Genomic DNA, 19,874 nt, shown 5'->3' on the forward strand with positions numbered 1-19,874 from the left:
ACACCTTGCCATTACCCGTTAAGATTCCAGTATGACGGTGGCGATAGCGTAACGTTTTTCATCCGATATCGATAAATGGATATGACGAACCCCTTTAGATAAAGCAAGCTGCTGCGCCTGACCTGATAAGGTAAGAATAGGTTTGCCTAACTCATCATTTTCAATCGTAAAGTCTTGAAAACTTACCCCGCAGGCAATGCCAGTTCCAAGTGCTTTCGATGCCGCTTCCTTGGCAGAAAATCGCTTTGCTAAATAACGCCCTTGTTGCTTTAAACCATGAAAAAGAGCCAATTCAGCGGGGGTTAAAATACGTTCAGCAAAAGCTTGCCCTGAACGCTGCAAACTTTTTTCAATACGTTCAATATCCGCGATATCGGTTCCTAAACCAACAATAGACATTAGCCGCGACGCGCTTGTTGCATAATGGCTTTCATATCCGCTACCGCTTTATCAAGCCCATCAAATAGCGCTCGACCGATAATAGAATGTCCAATATTTAATTCATAGATTTCAGGTAATGCTGCAATCGGAGCCACGTTTTGGTAGGTCAAACCGTGCCCCGCATTGACTTTGATACCCAGGCTATGTGCATAAGTCGCTCCGGCTGCAATGCGTTTTAATTCAGCTTTTTGCTCAGCTTCCGACTCGGCGTCTGCATAATGGCCAGTGTGCAGTTCAATGAAAGGTGCCGCACAGGCTTTTGCCGCATCAATTTGCTCACGAGAGGCATCAATAAACAGTGACACTTTAATGCCAGCTTGAGTGAGCTTCTCTGTAGCTGCTTTTACTTTTTCTAACTGCCCGGCAACATCTAAACCGCCTTCAGTCGTTAACTCTTCACGCTTTTCAGGAACTAAACAAACGTATTCAGGTTGAGTTTTAAGCGCAATCTCCACCATTTCATCGGTTACCGCCATTTCAAGGTTCATGCGAGTTTGAATAGTTTCACTTAAAATACGCACATCACGATCTTTAATATGACGACGGTCTTCACGTAAATGCACGGTAATACCATCAGCACCTGCACGCTCTGCAATTTCTGCGGCATGAACAGGATCAGGATACTTAGTACCACGGGCATTTCTCACCGTTGCGATATGATCAATATTGACGCCTAAGTAAATCTCACTCATGGTTAACTCCTTGTTTTTGGAATATTGCTCGAAGCAATCGATACAAATAATTCCCGACTTTTTAATGGTTTACTGCCAAGATATGGTTTGAGAGCCATGCGAGTAAAGCGCTTAGCAGCTTGTAATTGTTGTTTGGTGAAGAAACGACGTTCACTGATCGCAATTAACTCGTCACCGAGGAAAGTTAAGTTATCCTTTCTTACGCTGGCAATAAAGCCTTTTTGTTCACGATAACGATATGTCATGGTGGGTGACACTGGCTCGCCACTGCCCGCACAATGCAATAAATCCACACCATACCCCAATGATGAGAGCAAGGCTAATTCAAAACGACGTAGCGCGGGTTCAGGGTTTTCAGCTTGTGCCAACTCAGTCAAAGCGGATAAATAATCATGAAATAACTCTGGATAGGCGGTTTCAGATTCAATCACCCGACTTACCAGTTCATTGACATACATTGCAGAATAGAGATTAATGCCCGTAAGAGGAATCCCAAGGCTAATCGGCTCAGCTTGTCGTAATGTTCGCATTGAACCTTTGCCAAACCATTTTAATAACAATGGGGTGAAGGGTTGAAGTACCCCTTTAAGATTAGAGCGTTTACTGCGAGCACCTTTTGCTAAAATGCTAACGCGCCCATAATCTTCGCTGAATACATCTAGAATTAAGCTGGTTTCAGTATAAGGACGACGATGTAAGATAAAACAGCGTTGTAATCCTTGCGGGTCAGACATTTATCGGTTCCTAGTTACGAGACCCTAGTTCCTAGGAAGGTTAACGCTATAATTTATCATTCACTCAAAGCATTTATGAAGGCTTCAATTAAACCGAATATAAACAGCGTTTACCTCTAGGAACTAGTCACTAGGGACTAGAAACTAATCCCTATAAATCATCAATATAACCTAACGAACGTAAGGCACGCTCATCATCCGCCCAACCAGATTTCACTTTTACCCATGTTTCTAGGTAAACTTTGCGTTCGAATAGCTCTTCCATATCCAAACGGGCTTCGCGACCGATGGTTTTGATCTTCTCACCACCTTTACCGATCACCATTTTCTTTTGACCTGAGCGTTCAACTAAAATCAAGGCATTGATATGGAAGCCATCAGTTTCTGGATTGTAATCAAAACGTTCAATCTCAACAGTCACAGAATACGGCAGCTCTTCTCCGGTAAAGCGCATTAGCTTTTCACGGATAATTTCTGACGCCATAAAACGTTGTGAACGGTCTGTCACATACTCTTCAGGAAAATGGTGCACTGCTTGAGGTAACGCTTCACGCACATGCTTACGGATGGCGTCAGTGTTACGACCATGCTTGGCTGAAATTGGAATAATATCAACGAAATCCATTTTTTCTGATAACGCTTGCATATGCAACATAACCTCATTGCGATCTTTAACGTTATCAACTTTATTCACCAACAATACTGTTGGGAAGTTCGCAGTACGTAACTTATTGAGCACCATTTCATCATCTGGTGTCCATTGAGTACCGTCCACTAAGAAAAGCACTAAGTTAACATCACTTAAAGAACTGTTTGCCGCACGGTTCATCAAACGGTTAATCGCACGCTTTTCTTCAATATGAAGTCCTGGAGTATCAACAAAGATAGCTTGATAAGCTCCTTCAGTTTCAACGCCCATAATGCGGTGGCGAGTCGTTTGTGGCTTACGTGAGGTGATCGAAATCTTCTGACCTAACAAATGATTCAGTAATGTCGATTTACCCACATTAGGACGACCGACAATCGCAATAAAACCACAGTGTTGTTCACTAGGATCAATATCGGCATCTGTTTGCTGAGAAGGTTGCGCTTCGCCAGCAAAATAAGCATCCAAATCAAACTCTGGTGGTTCGTTTCCATCGTGTTTATTTGTCATTAGACAATACCCCTAAGGCCAATTCAGCCGCGGCTTGTTCAGCTTTACGTCGACTGGTTCCTTTGCCAATCACAGGCTCAGCGACACCATTAATTTCACACGAAACCGTAAACTCTTGGTTGTGAGCTTCGCCTTTAATTTTCGCGACGGTATACACAGGTAACGGTTTACGACGGCCTTGCAAAAATTCTTGCAAGCGCGTTTTAGGGTCTTTTTGTGAAACGCCAGGTTTAATCGCCTCTAAGCGCGGTAAATACCAAGCAAGCACCACCTGACGCACCACTTCAATGTCACTGTCTAAATAACAGGCACCTATAATGGCTTCCACTGCATCAGCTAAAATGGAATCGCGACGGAATCCGCCACTTTTTAATTCACCTGGACCTAATTTTAAGTAGTCACCGAGTACAAATTCACGCCCTAATTCAGCAAGAGTATGTCCTCTTACTAAAGTGGCACGCATACGACTCATGTCCCCTTCATTAATGTTAGGGAATCGATGATATAGCTCATCGGCAATAACAAAACTTAAAATTGAATCGCCCAAAAACTCTAAGCGTTCATTGTGTTTACTGTTGGCACTGCGGTGAGTTAATGCCAAGTTCAAAAGATTGGCATCATTAAATGAATAACCAATCTTTGTTTGTAATCTAGAAATCTGAGAATTCATACTCTCTCATTATGTCAATCCGCCAATACGATTAAATCGTATGCCGGTAGGGATCCAAGACGGCAATACACTATCGGCATCACGGTCAAATTCAAAACTGATCCAAATGGCGGTCGCTTTACCAACGAAGTTTGCTTCTGGCACAAACCCCCAGTAACGACTATCAGCACTATTATCACGGTTATCACCCATCATAAAGTACTCACCTTCTGGTACCACCCATTCATTGCGGAAAGCTCTCGGCTTATAAGCTTGAACATTATCGCGACGATAAGGATTAATTAAAATCTGATGCGCTACCGGACCCAATTGCTCCGTTGCTTCAGATAAAGCAATGCCATCTTGAAAGAATGGGCTTTCTTTATCATTATATTGAGCAACAGGTGTACAGGTTGAGCTACCAGCAGGTTGTATGCAGATTTGTTTATCTTCAGTATAGCGGATAGTATCGCCCGGTAGGCCAACTACACGCTTAATATAATCAATACTAGGTTGTGGTGGGTATTTGAAAACCGCAATATCACCACGTTTTGGCTCACCCGTTTCAATTAACTTAGATTGGAACACGGGATCTTTTATGCCGTAAGAAAATTTTTCAACCAAGATGAAATCACCGACCAATAAGGTTGGCATCATCGAGCCAGATGGAATCTGAAAGGGTTCATAGATAAAACTGCGCAGAACTAAAACAAACGCAATCACAGGAAAAATAGAGACGCTATTTTCAACCCACCATGGTTGAGGATACACCTTCGCCGCTAAGTCTTTCGTTAAACCGTTTTCGGTGCTTCGCTCTGCTTTCGACAAAGCTTGTTTACGTCTTTTAGACCACACAAACTTTTCTAATACCCACACCACACCAGTCACAAAGGTAACTATTACTAATAGTAATGAAAATGTATTCGCCATCCGTCTCGGCTTCCCTTTTATTATCTACGCTAACGTAATCGTCGGCGGTTCAATACGATTTTGTTAATGATGTCATGACACAGCAGTCCATCACCAATATTACAAAAGAATAAAAGTGAAAAGGCTTCCCCCTTTTCACTTTATTAGCTTATCGGTTGAAAAAATCAACAGGCCGCTACCATAACGGAGGGAACTGTGATTAATCTTTACCTACGTGTAAGATGGCCAGGAACGCTTCTTGAGGCAATTCAACATTACCAATTTGTTTCATGCGTTTCTTACCTTCTTTCTGTTTCTTCAACAGTTTTTTCTTACGGCTCACATCACCACCGTAACATTTTGCAATCACGTTTTTACGTAATTGTTTTACAGTAGAACGAGCAATAATGTGGTTACCAATCGCAGCCTGGATCGCAATATCAAACATTTGGCGTGGAATAAATTCTTTCATTTTTTCCACTAACTGACGACCACGTGTTTGCGAGTTATCTTTATGAGTAATGATGGCTAACGCATCAACGGTATCACCATTGAGCAAGACATCAACACGCACCATGTTTGAACTTTCATAGCGATGGAAATTGTAATCTAAAGACGCATAGCCACGTGATGTGGATTTTAAGCGGTCAAAGAAATCCAAAACTACTTCAGCCATTGGTAAATCGTAGGTTAACGCGACTTGATTACCATGGTAAACCATGTCCACTTGGGTACCACGTTTTTCAACACACAGTGTAATTACGCTACCTAAGTAGTCCGATGGCACTAAGATATTACAGCGAGCAATAGGTTCACGAATCTCTTCAATATCATTAATCGCAGGTAGCTTCGCTGGGCTATCCACATACATGATATCGCCATTGGTCTTTTCAACTTCATACACTACGGTTGGCGCAGTGGTAATAAGATCAAGATCGTATTCACGCTCTAAACGCTCTTGAATAATTTCCATGTGCAGCATTCCTAGGAAGCCACAACGGAAACCAAAGCCTAGTGCAGCTGAGCTTTCTGGTTCATAGAATAATGACGCATCATTTAAACTCAGCTTGCCAAGTGCATCACGGAAGTTTTCATAATCATCCGATGATACTGGGAATAAACCAGCGTAAACCTGAGGTTTTACTTTCTGGAAGCCTGGTAGACGCTTCTCACAACCACCTTTGGCATGAGTTAAGGTATCACCAACAGGTGCGCCGAGGATATCTTTAATTCCACACACAACCCAGCCAACTTCGCCAGTGTCTAATCCATCAGTATCAATTTGTTTCGGTGTGAAGATACCAATACGATCCACGCCCCAAGTTTGGCCAGTGCTCATCACTTGGATTTTATCATTTTTCTTTAATCGACCGTTTTTAATTCGAACTAAAGAGACTACGCCTAAATAGTTATCGAACCAAGAATCGATGATCAATGCTTGTAATGGTGCTTCAGGATCGCCTTCTGGAGCTGGAATAGACTTCACAATCTCTTCCAATACTAAATCAACGCCAAGACCCGTTTTCGCAGAACAGCGAACCGCTTCCATGGCATCGATACCCACGATATCTTCAATTTCTTCTGCCACACGCTCAGGATCAGCCGCTGGCAAATCAATTTTGTTTAGAATAGGAACGACTTCCAGATCCATTTCGATCGCGGTGTAACAGTTAGCCAAGGTTTGAGCTTCCACCCCTTGACCAGCATCAACCACTAATAAAGCACCTTCACAAGCCGCTAGAGAGCGTGAAACTTCATATGAAAAGTCTACGTGTCCAGGAGTATCGATAAAGTTTAGTTGGTATGTTTCGCCATCATTAGCCTTATAGTCTAAGGTCACACTTTGGGCTTTAATGGTAATACCACGCTCACGTTCAAGATCCATTGAATCAAGTACTTGAGCCGCCATTTCGCGCTCAGTTAACCCTCCACATACTTGAATTAAGCGATCAGAAAGAGTCGACTTACCGTGGTCGATATGGGCGATAATCGAAAAGTTACGAATGTGCTTCATAGGCTGGAGACAATACTCAAATAAATGGTGAATAGGACATGAAATCCCTTTGATAAGGCGAATTTCATTTTAATGGCAGGGATTCTACCCAATTTCCTGCTGGGTAGCTATACCTTGGTGAAAACAACCTGTAGCTTAGCGACAACAGCCAGTGATGTAACAAGGTTAGTCCTGCTACCACTACGGATCACCAAGAGACTGCACTGTTAAGATACGATTTTCATCAAATAATCGGTTCGCCTAGCACCCGGATCAGTGAGACTTCACTATCGACTTTATTTTCTAACCACTGAGTCGCAGGTTTAGCAAAATAAATCCCAAGCGCACCAAAGAGAAAAAACATCGCAATGACAATGCCTTCACCTAAGTTCAACCATGGGCGCAATAGTAATTGTGCGATTAAACTTCCCACTATCATCGCCAACAAAGGCAAGAGATAAACGACTAATGCCGACAACACTAAGCTTTTCTCTGGCAAGCCAATTTCAACTACTTGCCCAGCTTGAATGGGTTGACGAGTAGTTAAACGCCAAAGGTGTGCTTTATTACCTATAGCTTTCGAGACGATACCTGTACCGCAACTCTTTTGCGATTGACAACTTTTGCAACTGGTTTGTTGTTCGCAACTGAGCTGAACATTATTCACCCCTTGATGAGAGTCGACCGAAATAACAGTCGCTAATGCGGTCATCATGGCGTGACCTCACCTTGACTGCTAGATGGTGAGCTGAAAGTAATTGAGTCAGCAATACGTTTTGCCGTTGATGGTGGTATATCACCAATGACCGAAATTTCACGGCTATCTTTAATAAAGGTTTGTAACGTGCGACGACCTTGTCGATACACTTGAGGATGGCTATCCGCAGTTTGAATTTTTGAAACATAAACGGAAAAATTAAACAAACCATCGCTATACAATTGGCTTTCGACAATATTACCCGTTACCGACATGCGATAACGATTTAAACTATTGGCTTCAAAACCATTTGGAACCCAATTCACTTTCCAACTCGCTTCTGCTTGTTCAGGCTTTGGTAGAGTTAATACATCGGGTAATTTAACCGTATTTAAGCCATTTAAAATTGTTGCGATATGATCACTGACGGCGTACGAAATGGTTCTATATTGCTCTAAAATCTCGCCATTACGTTCAACAAGATCAGCTCTTAGCGGCAAATGTGTTCGCTCATCAATCCACACAACATAGGAGTAACGTTGACCGTCTTTAGGAACCACTCGAACAACTTGGCAAGCGGTGCCAGCTTCTCGTGAACGGCCAATTTTCACAAAGTCATAGATCTGACTTAAGGCTGTAATATCGCTATCAATCAGTGGGATTAGCGGTGCCACCATATGCCCGGTACGAATCGAAAACGGATCAATTCCCGGCTCAATATAGCTGATCTCATCGCCACGACGAATCACTTCACGTACCGGTCCACTTAAGTAAACCAAATGCGCTAAGTTTTGTTGGTTTTCGACCGCATGGCGATACAACAAAGGCTCAATACTATTTTTACGTACTAAAATGTAAGACAACTCATAGTTCATTGTCTTACTCGCCTCACTCATTTTAAGCAACAAAGCCTCAGCAGATGGTTTAGCATCTTCCGCTGAGGCAAGGTGACTAAATAAGCTGAGTAGCAACCAAGTACTAATCAGAATTTTTTTCATTTCAATACCGCTATCATCGGTTCAATCACAACAAATATGCCTTTATTCACTTGGGTGATTTAAACGCAATTGTAATTCATAATCTTGCATCAAAGCATTGGCACGACGATGTTGTTCCATGGCTTTTGCTTCATTAGATTGAGGACGAACTGAATCTCTTGTCAAGCTAACGGGTTCCGCAGAGCCAGCAAAAGGAATGGTCTGTAAAACTGGAAGCTGTTCTGAATCGGACGCTTGAGTGCTCTCCGAACCTGAGTACTGCTGAACCCCTAAAATAACCACCAGCGAAACACAAGCAGCCACCCCAACCTGGGTTAAATTGCTTAACCAAGCCGGCATTTTCGCACGTGCTTTTTCAGGCTTAGGTTGAGACTCAAACATCGGCACGACATTTTTAGCGGAATGCGTCGAATGGGCAGCTTCCTCTTCTAAGGCTAATGCTACCGATTGAGCAATATTCCATTCAGGTTTAGCAGGCGTGTCACCTCGAAGCGTGTCACCAATCAAGTGATAATGATCCCAAGATTGCAAGGCTTCTTCATCTTGCTCCATCTCTGAAATCAAAGCTTGATCCACTAGCTCGCCATCCATTAGAGCTGAGATCTGCTGTTTATTGGTCATTTTACTCACCATTTATATTCACAGGTTATCGCTGAATCAGTGGACGAATTTTCTTTTCCACTGCATCGCGAGCTCGGAAAATCCGAGAGCGAACTGTCCCTACAGGGCAGTCCATGACTTCTGCAATTTCTTCATAACTCAAGCCATCGAGTTCACGTAAAGTCATTGCCGTTTTTAAATCTTCAGGCAGTGCTTCAATTGCATGAAAAACTACCTGCTTTAATTCTTCTGACAACGTTAAGTTCTCAGGGTTCGATATTTCTTTTAATGCACTACCCGATTCATAATATTCCGCTTCATCCGCATCGACATCACTGGCCGGAGGGCGACGTGATTGAGCGACGATATGATTCTTCGCGGTATTGACTGCAATACGATAAAGCCAAGTATAGAACGCACTTTCCCCTCGAAAGTTAGGTAACGCTCGATAAGCTTTGATAAAGGCTTCTTGAGCCACATCAGGCACATCGCCAGAATTCTTAATATAGCGAGAAATCAAACTGCAGACTTTATTTTGATACTTAATGACCAAAAGGTTGAAAGCTTGTTTATCTCCGTTTTGCACTCGCTCAATTAAAACTTGATCAGTTAACTGCTCGCTCATTTCGAGCACCTACTCCTATTTGTTTTGCCCATGATCATCATGATATGAACATTTTTTATTATACTTAAAATGACATTAAGCCTAATCGTTATAAGAAATCATTCTTACTAAAAGCGGCATTTCTCAATCATTTGGGTATATTGTAGTATTGATGTATCACCGACCACCATTGTGACATGTGGTGATAGGAAAAGTTCAGGTTAATGAAAAGATTTTCTATTGTAACCACAAAAGTGTCCGATATCGTCAGCGTAATTTGTTATTTTTTTCATAGAAAAGTCAAACAGCACTTGCAAGACGGTTTAATATTTATGCATATTACTCTTTTATTACACACTACACACCCCTGATGGTCGGCGGTGAATCAACGAGTCAATCACATGGATGCGTATAGATTTTATCATCTATACCTGCTTAGGAACTGAATAAAACTTATGAACACAAATAGTGAACATCAATGCGATGTATTGGTCATTGGTAGTGGAGCGGCAGGATTGTCTTTAGCATTACGCGTCGCCCCTCATGGTAAGGTCATAGTATTAAGCAAAGGTCCTCGTAATGAAGGCTCAACCTATTATGCTCAAGGTGGGATAGCCGCAGTTTTTGATGAAGAAGATAGCGTTGAATCTCATATCGAAGACACCTTAATTGCTGGTGCGGGAATTTGTGAAAAAGAAGCCGTTACCTTTATTACAGAAAATGCCAAGGAATGCGTACAGTGGCTAATTGACGGTGGGGTACCCTTTGATTTAGATGAAAATGATAAAAGTGCCCACCCGCGTCATCATTTAACTCGAGAAGGTGGTCATAGCCATCGCCGAATCTTACACGCTGCCGATGCGACAGGCATGGCTATGCAAACCAGCCTTCAAGATAACGTCAATAACCACCCTAATATTCATTTTCTAGAGCGTTATAACGCCTTAGATTTAATTACAGAAGACCGTATTGGTGGCGATGCCAAAAAAGTGGTTGGCGCCTATATTTGGAATCGTAATTTAGAGCATGTTGAATCCGTCCGAGCTAAATTTGTGGTATTAGCCACTGGCGGAGCCTCTAAAGTGTATCAATACACCTCCAATCCAGATGTTTCTTCTGGCGACGGAATAGCGATGGCTTGGCGCGCAGGCTGCCGTGTGGCTAACCTAGAGTTTAATCAATTTCACCCCACGTGTTTATTTCACCCTGAAGCTCGAAACTTTTTATTAACGGAAGCCTTACGCGGTGAAGGGGCTTATTTGAAACGCCCTGATGGCACTCGTTTTATGCCGGACTTTGATGAGCGGGCCGAATTAGCACCTCGCGATATTGTCGCCCGAGCCATCGATTATGAAATGAAGCGCCTTGGGGCCGACTGCATGTATCTTGATATCAGCCATAAACCGGCTGAGTTCATAGAAAAACATTTCCCTACCATCAATATGCGGTTACTCGATCTTGGTATCGACATGACCACAGAACCGATCCCGATCGTACCAGCCGCCCATTACACCTGTGGTGGCGTCATGGTCAATCATCAAGGTCAAACAGACCTCAATAACCTCTATGCGGTAGGCGAAGTCACTTATACTGGTTTGCATGGTGCCAATCGCTTAGCCTCTAACTCATTACTTGAATGTGTGGTGTACGCTTGGTCAGCCGCGCAAGATATTGTGTCTAAAATTGAACATGTTTCGTTACCTTCCACTCTGCCTTATTGGGATGAGAGCCAAGTCACCAATTCAGATGAAGAAGTGGTCTTGCAACATAATTGGCATGAATTACGCCTGTTTATGTGGGATTACATGGGGATCGTTCGTACGAATAAACGCTTAGAGCGAGCATTACGACGCATCCAGTTACTGCAACAAGAAACGCATGAATACTACAGCCACTTTCGCGTCTCAAATAACTTATTAGAATTAAGAAACTTGTTACAAGTGGCTGAATTGATGGTGCGTTGCGCTATGGAGCGAAAAGAAAGCCGTGGATTACATTACACTTTAGATTACCCCAAGCCACTAGAAAACAGTGGCCCTACTATTTTAGAACCGGAAAAATTCCGAACCAGTCATCCTTTATTTTAACGGTTTCTATTTTAACGGCTTCAGCTATTTTTGGAGAGCGCGCGCTATTTTAATGGATCTATCGCTTTCAATAGACACTCGATTTAAAGCCGGTCGTCAATAAAGATAAATGGATAAATAAGCTCTCTTTATAAGGGATGAGGGCTTATTTTTGTTGAATACAACATGACAGCACCTCATGATCCAATACCAAGTTTAATCGTTTATAGTCCTCTGGGCGCATTTGATGACGAAATAAAAACCAAGACTCCCCATTCTCAAAATGAAATAAAATCCCGAATTCACGCCAGTGTCTATCTGCTTTTTTGAGCACTAAATATGTTGGCTTAATGTCTGAATATTCACGCCCTAGAGAAGTTTTTCTCGAACGGAACCAAGATAACGATAAAATTATCAATAATAAGGAAGGAGTCAGTGGGAAGTGCGAAATAACTATCGCCCAAAGAGTTAGGTTACTAAGCAGAGTAAACCAAAGTTGGACGATAGGATTTCTATAAAAATAAAAGACTTGTATTCGTGGGTTACGATTAACGCACTTTACTGAGATTGTGGGCAATGATGCGATCCACAAGTTTAGCGTGACCTAAATGCTCACTGCGCCCATGACCCATAATCCAAGTAAATAAATCCGGATCATCACACTCAAGCAAAGACACAAATTCTTGCTGCTCTTGTTCGTTTAGATCGTCAAAGCATTCCTCAAAGAAAGGCATGATAACGACATCAAGCTCTAGCATGCCACGACGACAAGCCCATTTTATGCGTGCTTTTTCTTCTGGTGTATACATATTGATTCCATCTCATAATTTATCTGAAATGAGTTTATCAGTTGGTGAGGTGAGCAACCAGTATCGTTATCACAGACTGAGTAACAATCATAACAAATGCTGACAAAAATCAATTCCACCATTACCATGTAAGCACTTCCATGCATCATTTTTATATTGCACAAGGACATTAGAATGAATTTGAGCGAACATTTTCCCCCTTACCCACTCTCATCAAACCAAACATTGCCCGAGTTGGTGTTATGTCACTTACCCTCATGGGGAGCGATTACTCTGTATGGTGAAGACAAGAAATCCTACCTTCAAGGTCAAGTGACTTGTGATGTAGTCTCTCTTGAGAATAACCAATCAACTTTAGGCGCACACTGTGATGCCAAAGGAAAAATGTTATCGGCTTTTCGTCTTTTTCATCACCGTGGTGGTTACGCTTTATTTCAAGCTCAATCTGCGATTGAAAAAGAACTCTCTGAAATAAAAAAATACGCTATTTTTTCTAAAGTTACGATTGAGAAAAGTCATGAGATTTTTCTGGGGGTTTTAGGCAGCCAGGCCAATTCAACCATCGAAAAACTGACCGGACAAACTGTGGCAACCAGCATTAACCAAGTGATCTCATTTGAGTTAGGGACTGCGGTACAAATCAGTGCCCAACGTTGGCTCATCATGCTGAATGCAGAGCAACTCTCCACATTACTTGACCAATGTCAGGGCGCAATTTTATCAGATGAAGCGCTATGGGATTATGCCGATGTCATGGAAGGGTTGCCACGAGTTAACCAACATGAACAATTGGAACATATTCCACAAGCCATGAACCTACAAGCGCTAGGTGGTATTTCATTTACAAAAGGATGCTACACCGGACAAGAAACCATTGCACGAGCCAAATATCGAGGCATTAATAAGCGAGCACTCTTTCGTTTAAAAGGCACGCTTTCTAGTCAATTAACCGAAGATCTGAGCATAGAACGTCAAGTAGGTGAAAATTGGCGTAGCGCAGGTCAAATCAATTGCTATTATCACTTTAATGATAATACCTTGCTAGCCCTGGCCGTTTTACCGAATAATTTAGAAACAGACACCGCATTTCGATTGACGGCGTTTCCTGAAACCATCTTACACTTCGATCCACTCCCTTACTCACTCGAAGAGTAAGATTTTCCCCCAAGCTTCACTCGCCCCTATTCAGATTGATGTGGGGCGAATTTAATGCATCATTATCTGCAAAAATAAAACATTACATCTGCAAAAAGTAAAACACTACACATAAAACAGCGATCAACATCACATAATAACAACACGAAGCGGGAATTTTTAATCACATTTGATGAATAATTATTGATCTAGCGTATTTTCCAGTATGATGATTTTGCCCATCTTAGCTTAAGGTTTCATTTGAGACTTGGCTGGATGAGTAAAGTGTAATGTTGGTCATATCAACGTTATCCACTTTGTATAATGCATCTGTGACTATTTGCCCACACTTTGAGGTGTGGGTATTTTTTTATCTTAATCATAGAGCATTAAAATAAAGCACTATTCAATCATTACTCAATCAAATGAAAATATCGCAATAAAGAAAAAATACAGATTAAAAGTTTGACCAACTTGTCATTTATTGCATAAAAACACACAAAATTAACAATCGATGTCATAAAGCTCGGTATAATGAGCCCAAGTTACTATTAAGGATGTTAGTATGAGATTGTTCCATAAATATGTACCTAAGGCCGTCGCCAAGCATGTGAGCCGATTTTTTAAAGGACGTATTTATATTAATGGCGTAGGTAAGTTTGAATTTGATAATGGCAAGGTTATTATTCCCTCGCAACCTCAAGCCCAGCATTACCGTATGGTGAAAGAAATTAATCAAGAAATAAACCGCATTCGCTGCGTGTAACCGTCCGCTATAAATCGGAATAAAAAAGGTAGATCATCGACCTACCTTTTAGCTCCTCGCTCATCCAGTAAAGACACGTTATGCCTTTACCAATTGAGGCAGTTTTCCCGTAATGCCTAATGCCCGCTTCATCATTTCTTCTTTCATGCCTGGCAAATGCCCAATAAATTGCATCCCAAGACCACGCACTAGTTTTTTCGCGGGATTATCTCCCTCAAAGAGATCTTTAAAACCTTGCATCGCCGCGATCATTTTAGCCGCTTCGGCTTTCCGCCAACGCTCATATCCCCGTAGGTTACGTTGCAGCCCAATATCTTCGCCCTTTTGCCACAGAGAAAGTACTTCTTCGGCTAAACTGGCAGCATCCAGAAAACCTAAATTCACACCTTGGCCGGCTAAAGGATGAATGGTATGTGCCGCATCCCCGACTAAAGCAACTCGATTGGTCACAAAGTTTCTGGCATAACGCATTTTTAAAGGATAGCTACTGCGCTCACCTTCCAGTTGACATAACCCAAGTCGGGTATCGAATTCACTCGACAACGTTTGGTTAAATAGAGCCTCTGAACATTGCATCAGCATAGAGGCTCGATTTGGCTCAGTTGACCACACTAATGAGCATAAATTCGGCTCAGACAACGGTAGTAAAGCGATTGGCCCTTGAGGAGTAAATACTTGTCTCGCGACACCTTGATGTGGCTCTGTCGTACGAATATTTGCAACAATCGCATGATGCCCATAATCCCAATGGGTAAGAGGAATGTCTTGTTGCTGTCTCACCCACGAATTGGCCCCATCTGCACCAACGACTAATTTACTCGATAACCCCTCACCATTATCTAACGTTAGCCATGCTTCACTCTCACCAATGATCATCTTGTCACAACGGTTTGGCATAAATAACGTCACATTATGCAATTGCTTTACTCGCTCAAGCAGGGCTAATTGAATCACTCTATTTTCAACAATATGACCTAAATTTGATTGCGCCAAATCGTCAGCATGAAACGCTAAACGAGCAAAGCTATCTTGCTCCCAAACTTCCATTGCTTGGTAAGGAGCAAAACGACGCTCTGTGATACCTTGCCAGGCTTGAATATTACGAAGCAACCTTTCGCTGGCTCGACTCAACGCCGATACACGAGTATCAGGGAGCTCCTGTAAAAGACTCTCAGGACGATGCCCTTCAATAACCGCGATACGTAAATGGCTATCTGAAAACGAAGCGGCCAAGGCCAAGCCTACCATTCCACCACCAACAATGGTGATATCAAAACTTTGCATATTAACGCTCCACTAACCCCATTGTGCGTTTCACAATGGGCTGTTTGAGGTAAGGTAAATATTGAATGGCTAACAATCCAACATTGCGACCAACGCGCATCGCAGGAAGCTCATTAGAAAAACAATGAACAAGACTCGATGTTAACGACATAGTGTATTGACGGTCTTGTTGTCTGCGCTGACGATAACGAGAAAGCATAGAATAATCGCCCACATCGCCCAAAGTTTGCTGCGTTAATGCGATTTCTTCTGCTAAGCTCAATACATCTCGGATTCCCAAATTAAATCCTTGTCCCGCAATCGGATGTAAGGTTTGAGCAGCATTCCCTACTGCCACAAAACGATGAGAGACTGTGTTTTCTCGATAGCGCAGTAGCAAAGGGTAACAAGCCATCTTCCCTACTTTGGTTATTCTTCCTAATCGCCAACCAAAGTCATGCTGCAAAGCCTCGATCACCGTTTGCTGATCAGCAGCCATCATGCTGTCAGCTCGTTGTTGTGGCATACACCAGACTACTGAGCTTCGCCCTTCCGACATTGGTAAAAAGGCAACCGGGCCAAATTGGGTAAAACGCTCAAAAGCACGCCCTTGTGGCAATATTTGCGTGGAGACATTGGCAATCACGGCAACTTGTTCAAAATCGATTTCTTTTAATGGGATGTTTAATTGTTGGCAGCTTTCTGAAAGAGCGCCATCAGCTGCCACTAATAAACGGGACTCAATCTGAGTTCCATCAGATAAATCAATATGGACTTGCTCAAGAGTTCGTTCGATATGATTGACTTTTGCCGGACAGAAATAATCTACATTAGGCGACGCTTTCAATGCTTGTTGATAAATGCGTCCAACATTATCTAACTCCACGACATAACCCAATGCCGAAACTTGTTCATGCTGAGCGGTAATATCTGCCAAACCAAGGTGACTACGGTCTGAAATTTCAATATCCGTGATGGAAGTGACAAAAGGTAAGAATTGTTGCCAAAGATTCAGTTTTTTCAGTATGTTAGCCGTACCAAAAGACAGGGCAATCGCTCTTGAATCAAAACCAGGATGACGTTTATCATCGTGGTTTTGATACGCTTCAATCACAGCGATATTCAGAGGGGTTTGACACAAACGATTTAACGCTAACGCCAAAGTGGCACCTGCCATTCCTGCACCAACAATCGCAATATCATAAGACTTCATATTACCGCCTAACCCCTTTATCCTTAATGAATGGTTTTATTTTTCACCGCGTCTAATGGTTTTGCCCCAAGATCGGAATGAATAGTCAGAACGCACACTTTCACATGCTCAATCACTTGCTCGAGTAAAATAGCTTGTTCGTTCAAATCATCTTCTTCATCGATACCTAATTTAGCAATTTCTTCTAAATCTGCGAGTGCTTCTTTCGTTTCAGCTGATAACTTAGATAACTGAGAACCGGCTAATCCAATACCTGAAATAAAGTGATTAACCCAATCAGAAACGGCATCGGCATAATTTAATAACTCATCTTCTTCAGGAAGCAGCATGGTCAGTTCCATACTCGTGCCACTCAATTCTTTCACCGCATACGCAAAAATGGATTCAGCAAGATTTGCTGCGTTTACCGGCCAGCCCATACCATCATTGGTATAATCAAATAAAATGGTTTTCCAGTTATCATTATCTGGCTTCATTCCCCCGCTCAACATCCCGGCAATTAATCCTTGTAGCTCCGCAGGAGTAACAGAGAGTGCCGCAGTTGTCAGTTCAACTAACGCTTGATGATAATCAGGTAGACTTGAATCGCTCATTATTTTTTCCATTCGTATTGGTGCATTTGCTGTGAGTATATCAGCCCCAAAAGCCTGATCGCTATTCTTAACGAGTAAATAACTCACTTTCTAATCGAATTGGTCAACATTCAGCAATTTAAATGCTAACTAGCTTGAAATACTTGAATCTATACCACCATTTAGCCTATAGTTTCCCCTCAGTCGGGTAATCTTATTTTAGATCAGGAATAAGATTGCAACTTTCCTTAGTCATGAAGAGTACGCCACAGTGGAAGTCGAAATATTAGGAAAACTCACTCGCGTGAATTGTCCGCCAGGACAAGAGGATGCCTTGCATGCTGCTGCTAATGAATTAAACCGACGCTTGAACCAAATGACTGAACGTACTAAAGTACACAACATCGAACAGTTACTGATTATTGCCGCTTTAAACGCTTGTTATGAAGTACAAGACTTAGAAAGTAAACTTGGCGATAATCAAAAAGTCACTCAACGTTTAGAAATGTTATCTCAACGCTTGGATAAGGCTTTAACCAAAAAATAATGGTAAATTGCGTTTAAGTTAACCGTATTTACCCTGGAGTGTTTGTCAGAGGATTTAAGTCCCTGAGCCGATAAGCAACAACCCAGGATTGGCATTAGAGGGCTATTGTGCAAGCTCGGCATGTACCGAGAAGCCTGCGGCACTCATTGCGGATCCGCCTTGAACTCGCTGGTTCATAGGTCCATCAATTCTCAACGGCACTTTGGGGTATTCCCTTTTCAATTGGTATTAGCATGCAATATCCAATTCCGCTCAACGCAACACGAACACAAATCCGACAACTCATCCGTCAACGTCGTGGAGCGCTATCAGCAACTGAGCAACAGCAGGCCGGATTGGCGTTACTCGAAAATATCAAACAATTAACTCATATTGATAATGCCAATACCATTGCCATTTACCTTTCTAATGATGGCGAAGTTGATACGCAACCCACCATTGAATGGCTATGGCAACAAGGTAAGCAAGTCGTTTTACCCGTTCTTCACCCTTTCTCTTCCGGGCACTTACTATTTCTCCATTACACCCCACACAGCCCAGTTTACGAAAATAAATACGGTATTATTGAGCCAGTTCTCGATCAAACTCAAGTTTGTCCGATTAAGAATATCGACCTCATTTTTACCCCACTTGTCGCATTTGATCACCATGGACAACGTCTTGGTATGGGAGGCGGTTATTATGATCGCACGCTTAAATCATGGTTCGAAAATGGTAAGGGGGCAATGCCTATCGGCTTAGCTCATGATTGCCAACAAGTCGAACAATTGCCTTACGAGCCCTGGGATATTCCATTACCGATATTTGTGACACCAAGTCGGATTTGGCATTGGGAAAAGCACGATAAGTCGCTATAATCCTGCCCGATCTAGAAACAATCCTTAAGCAATCGATTACTCAAGCCAATTCAGGAGTTCACATGACACAAGATGAAATGAAAAAAGCCGCTGGTTGGGCCGCTTTAAAATACGTTAAACCAGATAGTATTGTGGGTGTGGGCACCGGCTCAACCGTTAATCACTTCATCGATGCCTTAGCCACGATGAAAGGACAGATTGAAGGGGCTGTTTCTAGCTCAGTCGCTTCTACTGAACGTTTAAAAGAGCTCGGCATACATGTTTTTGATTCTAACGAAGTCGATGGTCTAGATGTCTACGTAGACGGTGCCGATGAAATCAACCCACAAGGGGCAATGATTAAAGGTGGTGGCGCCGCGCTAACTCGTGAAAAAATTGTCGCTGCGATGTCCAAAACCTTTGTTTGTATTATTGATGATACTAAAGCTGTGGATGTCCTAGGAAAATTCCCTCTTCCCGTTGAAGTCATCCCAATGGCTCGCTCTTATGTCGCTCGCGAGTTGGTTAAACTAGGCGGGACACCAGAATACCGTCAAGGGATTGTAACCGATAATGGCAATATCATCTTAGACGTACATAACCTATCCATTGTCGACCCAAAAGCATTAGAAGATAAAATCAACGCCATCGCGGGTGTGGTCACCGTTGGGCTATTTGCTCACCGTGGTGCTGATATTGTCATCACTGGCACACCACAAGGTGCCAAGATAGAAGAATAATTCACTAATAAAAATTCAAAAATTCTCTTTTATTAGTCAAAAACAAAACGGTGCTTATATGTGCCGTTTTTTTATACTGGTATACCCAAGTAACTCCAATATGCAGAATTCAGAGCTATCATCCAAACCTTTAGGTAAGGAAGATTGGCGAAGGAATGTAGGCACCTTTCAAACCAATCTGACACAGCATAAAGGTTTGGAGGAAGCTCCCAAAGGGCAAGTTAAAACAAGCTTTATGCTGCGTTAAATTGAAACAGAGATAGATTGCTATGATCATGTTCAATTTGCCTTGCTTAAAGCTTGTTTTATTCTTGCTGAAACTCGCATATTGGAATTGCTTGGGTATAAAAAAACCTTACCCAAGCTCACATTTTTTTGATATTTTATTGAGAGCTAAATCAAATATCTACGCACAAGGAGTTAACGACCTACTCGCGGTAGGCCTGTGATGAATG

At 42.3% G+C, this 19,874-nt stretch carries 21 protein-coding genes and 1 other RNA gene; 7 read left to right on the forward strand and 15 right to left on the reverse strand.

What is annotated here, in order from left to right; genetic code table 11:
- Nucleotides 1–18 precede the first annotated feature (18 nt).
- From acpS to rpoE, 11 genes are all read right to left on the reverse strand, one after another.
- On the reverse strand, nucleotides 19–399 hold the full coding sequence (gene acpS, locus VCA1004_RS08670; RefSeq protein ID WP_086983068.1) for a holo-ACP synthase: 381 nt from the start codon (nucleotides 397–399) through the stop codon (nucleotides 19–21).
- Nucleotides 399–1,133 (reverse strand): pyridoxine 5'-phosphate synthase, encoded by a 735-nt coding sequence (gene pdxJ / locus VCA1004_RS08675; protein ID WP_086983065.1) that lies wholly within the window; start codon nucleotides 1,131–1,133, stop codon nucleotides 399–401. The genes acpS and pdxJ overlap by 1 nt, the downstream gene beginning before the upstream one ends.
- A gap of 2 nt (nucleotides 1,134–1,135) precedes the next feature.
- Nucleotides 1,136–1,867, reverse strand: a complete 732-nt coding sequence (gene recO / locus VCA1004_RS08680; protein WP_086983063.1) for a DNA repair protein RecO — start codon at nucleotides 1,865–1,867, stop codon at nucleotides 1,136–1,138.
- Between the two features lie 151 nt (nucleotides 1,868–2,018).
- On the reverse strand, nucleotides 2,019–3,023 hold the full coding sequence (era, locus tag VCA1004_RS08685; RefSeq protein ID WP_086983061.1) for a GTPase Era: 1,005 nt from the start codon (nucleotides 3,021–3,023) through the stop codon (nucleotides 2,019–2,021).
- Nucleotides 3,013–3,693 carry a ribonuclease III gene (rnc, locus tag VCA1004_RS08690; RefSeq protein ID WP_086983059.1) on the reverse strand — a complete coding sequence of 227 codons (681 nt, stop codon included), beginning with the start codon at nucleotides 3,691–3,693 and terminating at the stop codon, nucleotides 3,013–3,015. Before rnc ends, era begins: the two co-directional genes overlap by 11 nt.
- Before the next feature lie 9 nt (nucleotides 3,694–3,702).
- Complete coding sequence (lepB, locus tag VCA1004_RS08695) at nucleotides 3,703–4,602, reverse strand: signal peptidase I (RefSeq protein ID WP_086983057.1); 900 nt, start codon at nucleotides 4,600–4,602, stop codon at nucleotides 3,703–3,705.
- 199 nt (nucleotides 4,603–4,801) lie between these two features.
- Nucleotides 4,802–6,595 carry a translation elongation factor 4 gene (gene lepA / locus VCA1004_RS08700; RefSeq protein ID WP_086983055.1) on the reverse strand — a complete coding sequence of 598 codons (1,794 nt, stop codon included), beginning with the start codon at nucleotides 6,593–6,595 and terminating at the stop codon, nucleotides 4,802–4,804.
- 223 nt (nucleotides 6,596–6,818) lie between these two features.
- Nucleotides 6,819–7,289: a SoxR reducing system RseC family protein gene (locus VCA1004_RS08705; RefSeq protein WP_086983053.1), complete on the reverse strand. Its 471-nt coding sequence runs from the start codon at nucleotides 7,287–7,289 to the stop codon at nucleotides 6,819–6,821.
- The gene (gene rseB, locus VCA1004_RS08710) at nucleotides 7,286–8,269 is read right to left on the reverse strand and encodes a sigma-E factor regulatory protein RseB (RefSeq protein ID WP_086983051.1); all 984 of its coding nucleotides are present in this window, start codon (nucleotides 8,267–8,269) and stop codon (nucleotides 7,286–7,288) included. Before rseB ends, VCA1004_RS08705 begins: the two co-directional genes overlap by 4 nt.
- A gap of 42 nt (nucleotides 8,270–8,311) precedes the next feature.
- Complete coding sequence (locus tag VCA1004_RS08715; protein WP_086983049.1) at nucleotides 8,312–8,890, reverse strand: RseA family anti-sigma factor; 579 nt, start codon at nucleotides 8,888–8,890, stop codon at nucleotides 8,312–8,314.
- Between the two features lie 25 nt (nucleotides 8,891–8,915).
- The gene (gene rpoE / locus VCA1004_RS08720) at nucleotides 8,916–9,494 is read right to left on the reverse strand and encodes an RNA polymerase sigma factor RpoE (protein WP_086983047.1); all 579 of its coding nucleotides are present in this window, start codon (nucleotides 9,492–9,494) and stop codon (nucleotides 8,916–8,918) included.
- Nucleotides 9,495–9,928: 434 nt separating this feature from the next.
- Between rpoE and nadB the strand changes: the two genes are divergently transcribed.
- Entirely contained in the window at nucleotides 9,929–11,560 is a 1,632-nt protein-coding gene (nadB, locus tag VCA1004_RS08725; protein WP_086983044.1) for an L-aspartate oxidase, read from the forward strand.
- Nucleotides 11,561–12,087: 527 nt separating this feature from the next.
- On the opposite strand, the gene VCA1004_RS08730 is transcribed toward nadB, so the two are convergent.
- The gene (locus VCA1004_RS08730) at nucleotides 12,088–12,348 is read right to left on the reverse strand and encodes an FAD assembly factor SdhE (protein ID WP_086983042.1); all 261 of its coding nucleotides are present in this window, start codon (nucleotides 12,346–12,348) and stop codon (nucleotides 12,088–12,090) included.
- A gap of 174 nt (nucleotides 12,349–12,522) precedes the next feature.
- Here VCA1004_RS08730 and ygfZ point away from each other — a divergent pair, with 174 nt between their 5' ends.
- Both ygfZ and VCA1004_RS08740 read left to right on the forward strand, forming a co-directional pair.
- A complete protein-coding gene (gene ygfZ / locus VCA1004_RS08735; RefSeq protein WP_086983040.1) occupies nucleotides 12,523–13,503 on the forward strand; it encodes a tRNA-modifying protein YgfZ in 981 nt (326 codons plus the stop codon).
- Nucleotides 13,504–14,047: 544 nt separating this feature from the next.
- Entirely contained in the window at nucleotides 14,048–14,248 is a 201-nt protein-coding gene (locus VCA1004_RS08740; protein WP_086983038.1) for a DUF1107 domain-containing protein, read from the forward strand.
- Between the two features lie 78 nt (nucleotides 14,249–14,326).
- Here VCA1004_RS08740 and VCA1004_RS08745 read toward each other — a convergent pair whose 3' ends face one another.
- Genes VCA1004_RS08745 through VCA1004_RS08755 form a run of 3 tightly spaced genes read right to left on the reverse strand, consistent with a single transcriptional unit; the run spans nucleotide 14,327 to nucleotide 17,317 of the window.
- Nucleotides 14,327–15,532 carry an FAD-dependent 2-octaprenylphenol hydroxylase gene (locus tag VCA1004_RS08745; protein ID WP_086983036.1) on the reverse strand — a complete coding sequence of 402 codons (1,206 nt, stop codon included), beginning with the start codon at nucleotides 15,530–15,532 and terminating at the stop codon, nucleotides 14,327–14,329.
- Between the two features lies 1 nt (nucleotide 15,533).
- Nucleotides 15,534–16,724: a 2-octaprenyl-6-methoxyphenyl hydroxylase gene (gene ubiH, locus VCA1004_RS08750; protein WP_086983034.1), complete on the reverse strand. Its 1,191-nt coding sequence runs from the start codon at nucleotides 16,722–16,724 to the stop codon at nucleotides 15,534–15,536.
- A gap of 23 nt (nucleotides 16,725–16,747) precedes the next feature.
- Entirely contained in the window at nucleotides 16,748–17,317 is a 570-nt protein-coding gene (locus VCA1004_RS08755; protein ID WP_086983032.1) for a YecA/YgfB family protein, read from the reverse strand.
- Between the two features lie 250 nt (nucleotides 17,318–17,567).
- On the opposite strand from VCA1004_RS08755, the gene zapA reads away from it, so the two are divergent.
- The 4 genes from zapA to rpiA all read left to right on the forward strand — a co-directional run bounded on the left by zapA (nucleotide 17,568) and on the right by rpiA (nucleotide 19,419).
- Nucleotides 17,568–17,843: a cell division protein ZapA gene (zapA, locus tag VCA1004_RS08760; RefSeq protein WP_086983030.1), complete on the forward strand. Its 276-nt coding sequence runs from the start codon at nucleotides 17,568–17,570 to the stop codon at nucleotides 17,841–17,843.
- 27 nt (nucleotides 17,844–17,870) lie between these two features.
- Nucleotides 17,871–18,056, forward strand: a non-coding RNA gene (ssrS, locus tag VCA1004_RS08765) — 6S RNA.
- Between the two features lie 20 nt (nucleotides 18,057–18,076).
- Nucleotides 18,077–18,700 carry a 5-formyltetrahydrofolate cyclo-ligase gene (locus VCA1004_RS08770; RefSeq protein WP_086983027.1) on the forward strand — a complete coding sequence of 208 codons (624 nt, stop codon included), beginning with the start codon at nucleotides 18,077–18,079 and terminating at the stop codon, nucleotides 18,698–18,700.
- A 62-nt stretch (nucleotides 18,701–18,762) separates the two neighbouring features.
- Nucleotides 18,763–19,419, forward strand: coding sequence for a ribose-5-phosphate isomerase RpiA (gene rpiA / locus VCA1004_RS08775; RefSeq protein WP_086983025.1), 657 nt, complete (start codon nucleotides 18,763–18,765; stop codon nucleotides 19,417–19,419).
- The last annotated feature ends 455 nt before the right edge of the window (nucleotides 19,420–19,874 follow it).

The organism is Vibrio aphrogenes, from assembly GCF_002157735.2.
In the GTDB taxonomy this organism is placed as follows: domain Bacteria; phylum Pseudomonadota; class Gammaproteobacteria; order Enterobacterales; family Vibrionaceae; genus Vibrio; species Vibrio aphrogenes.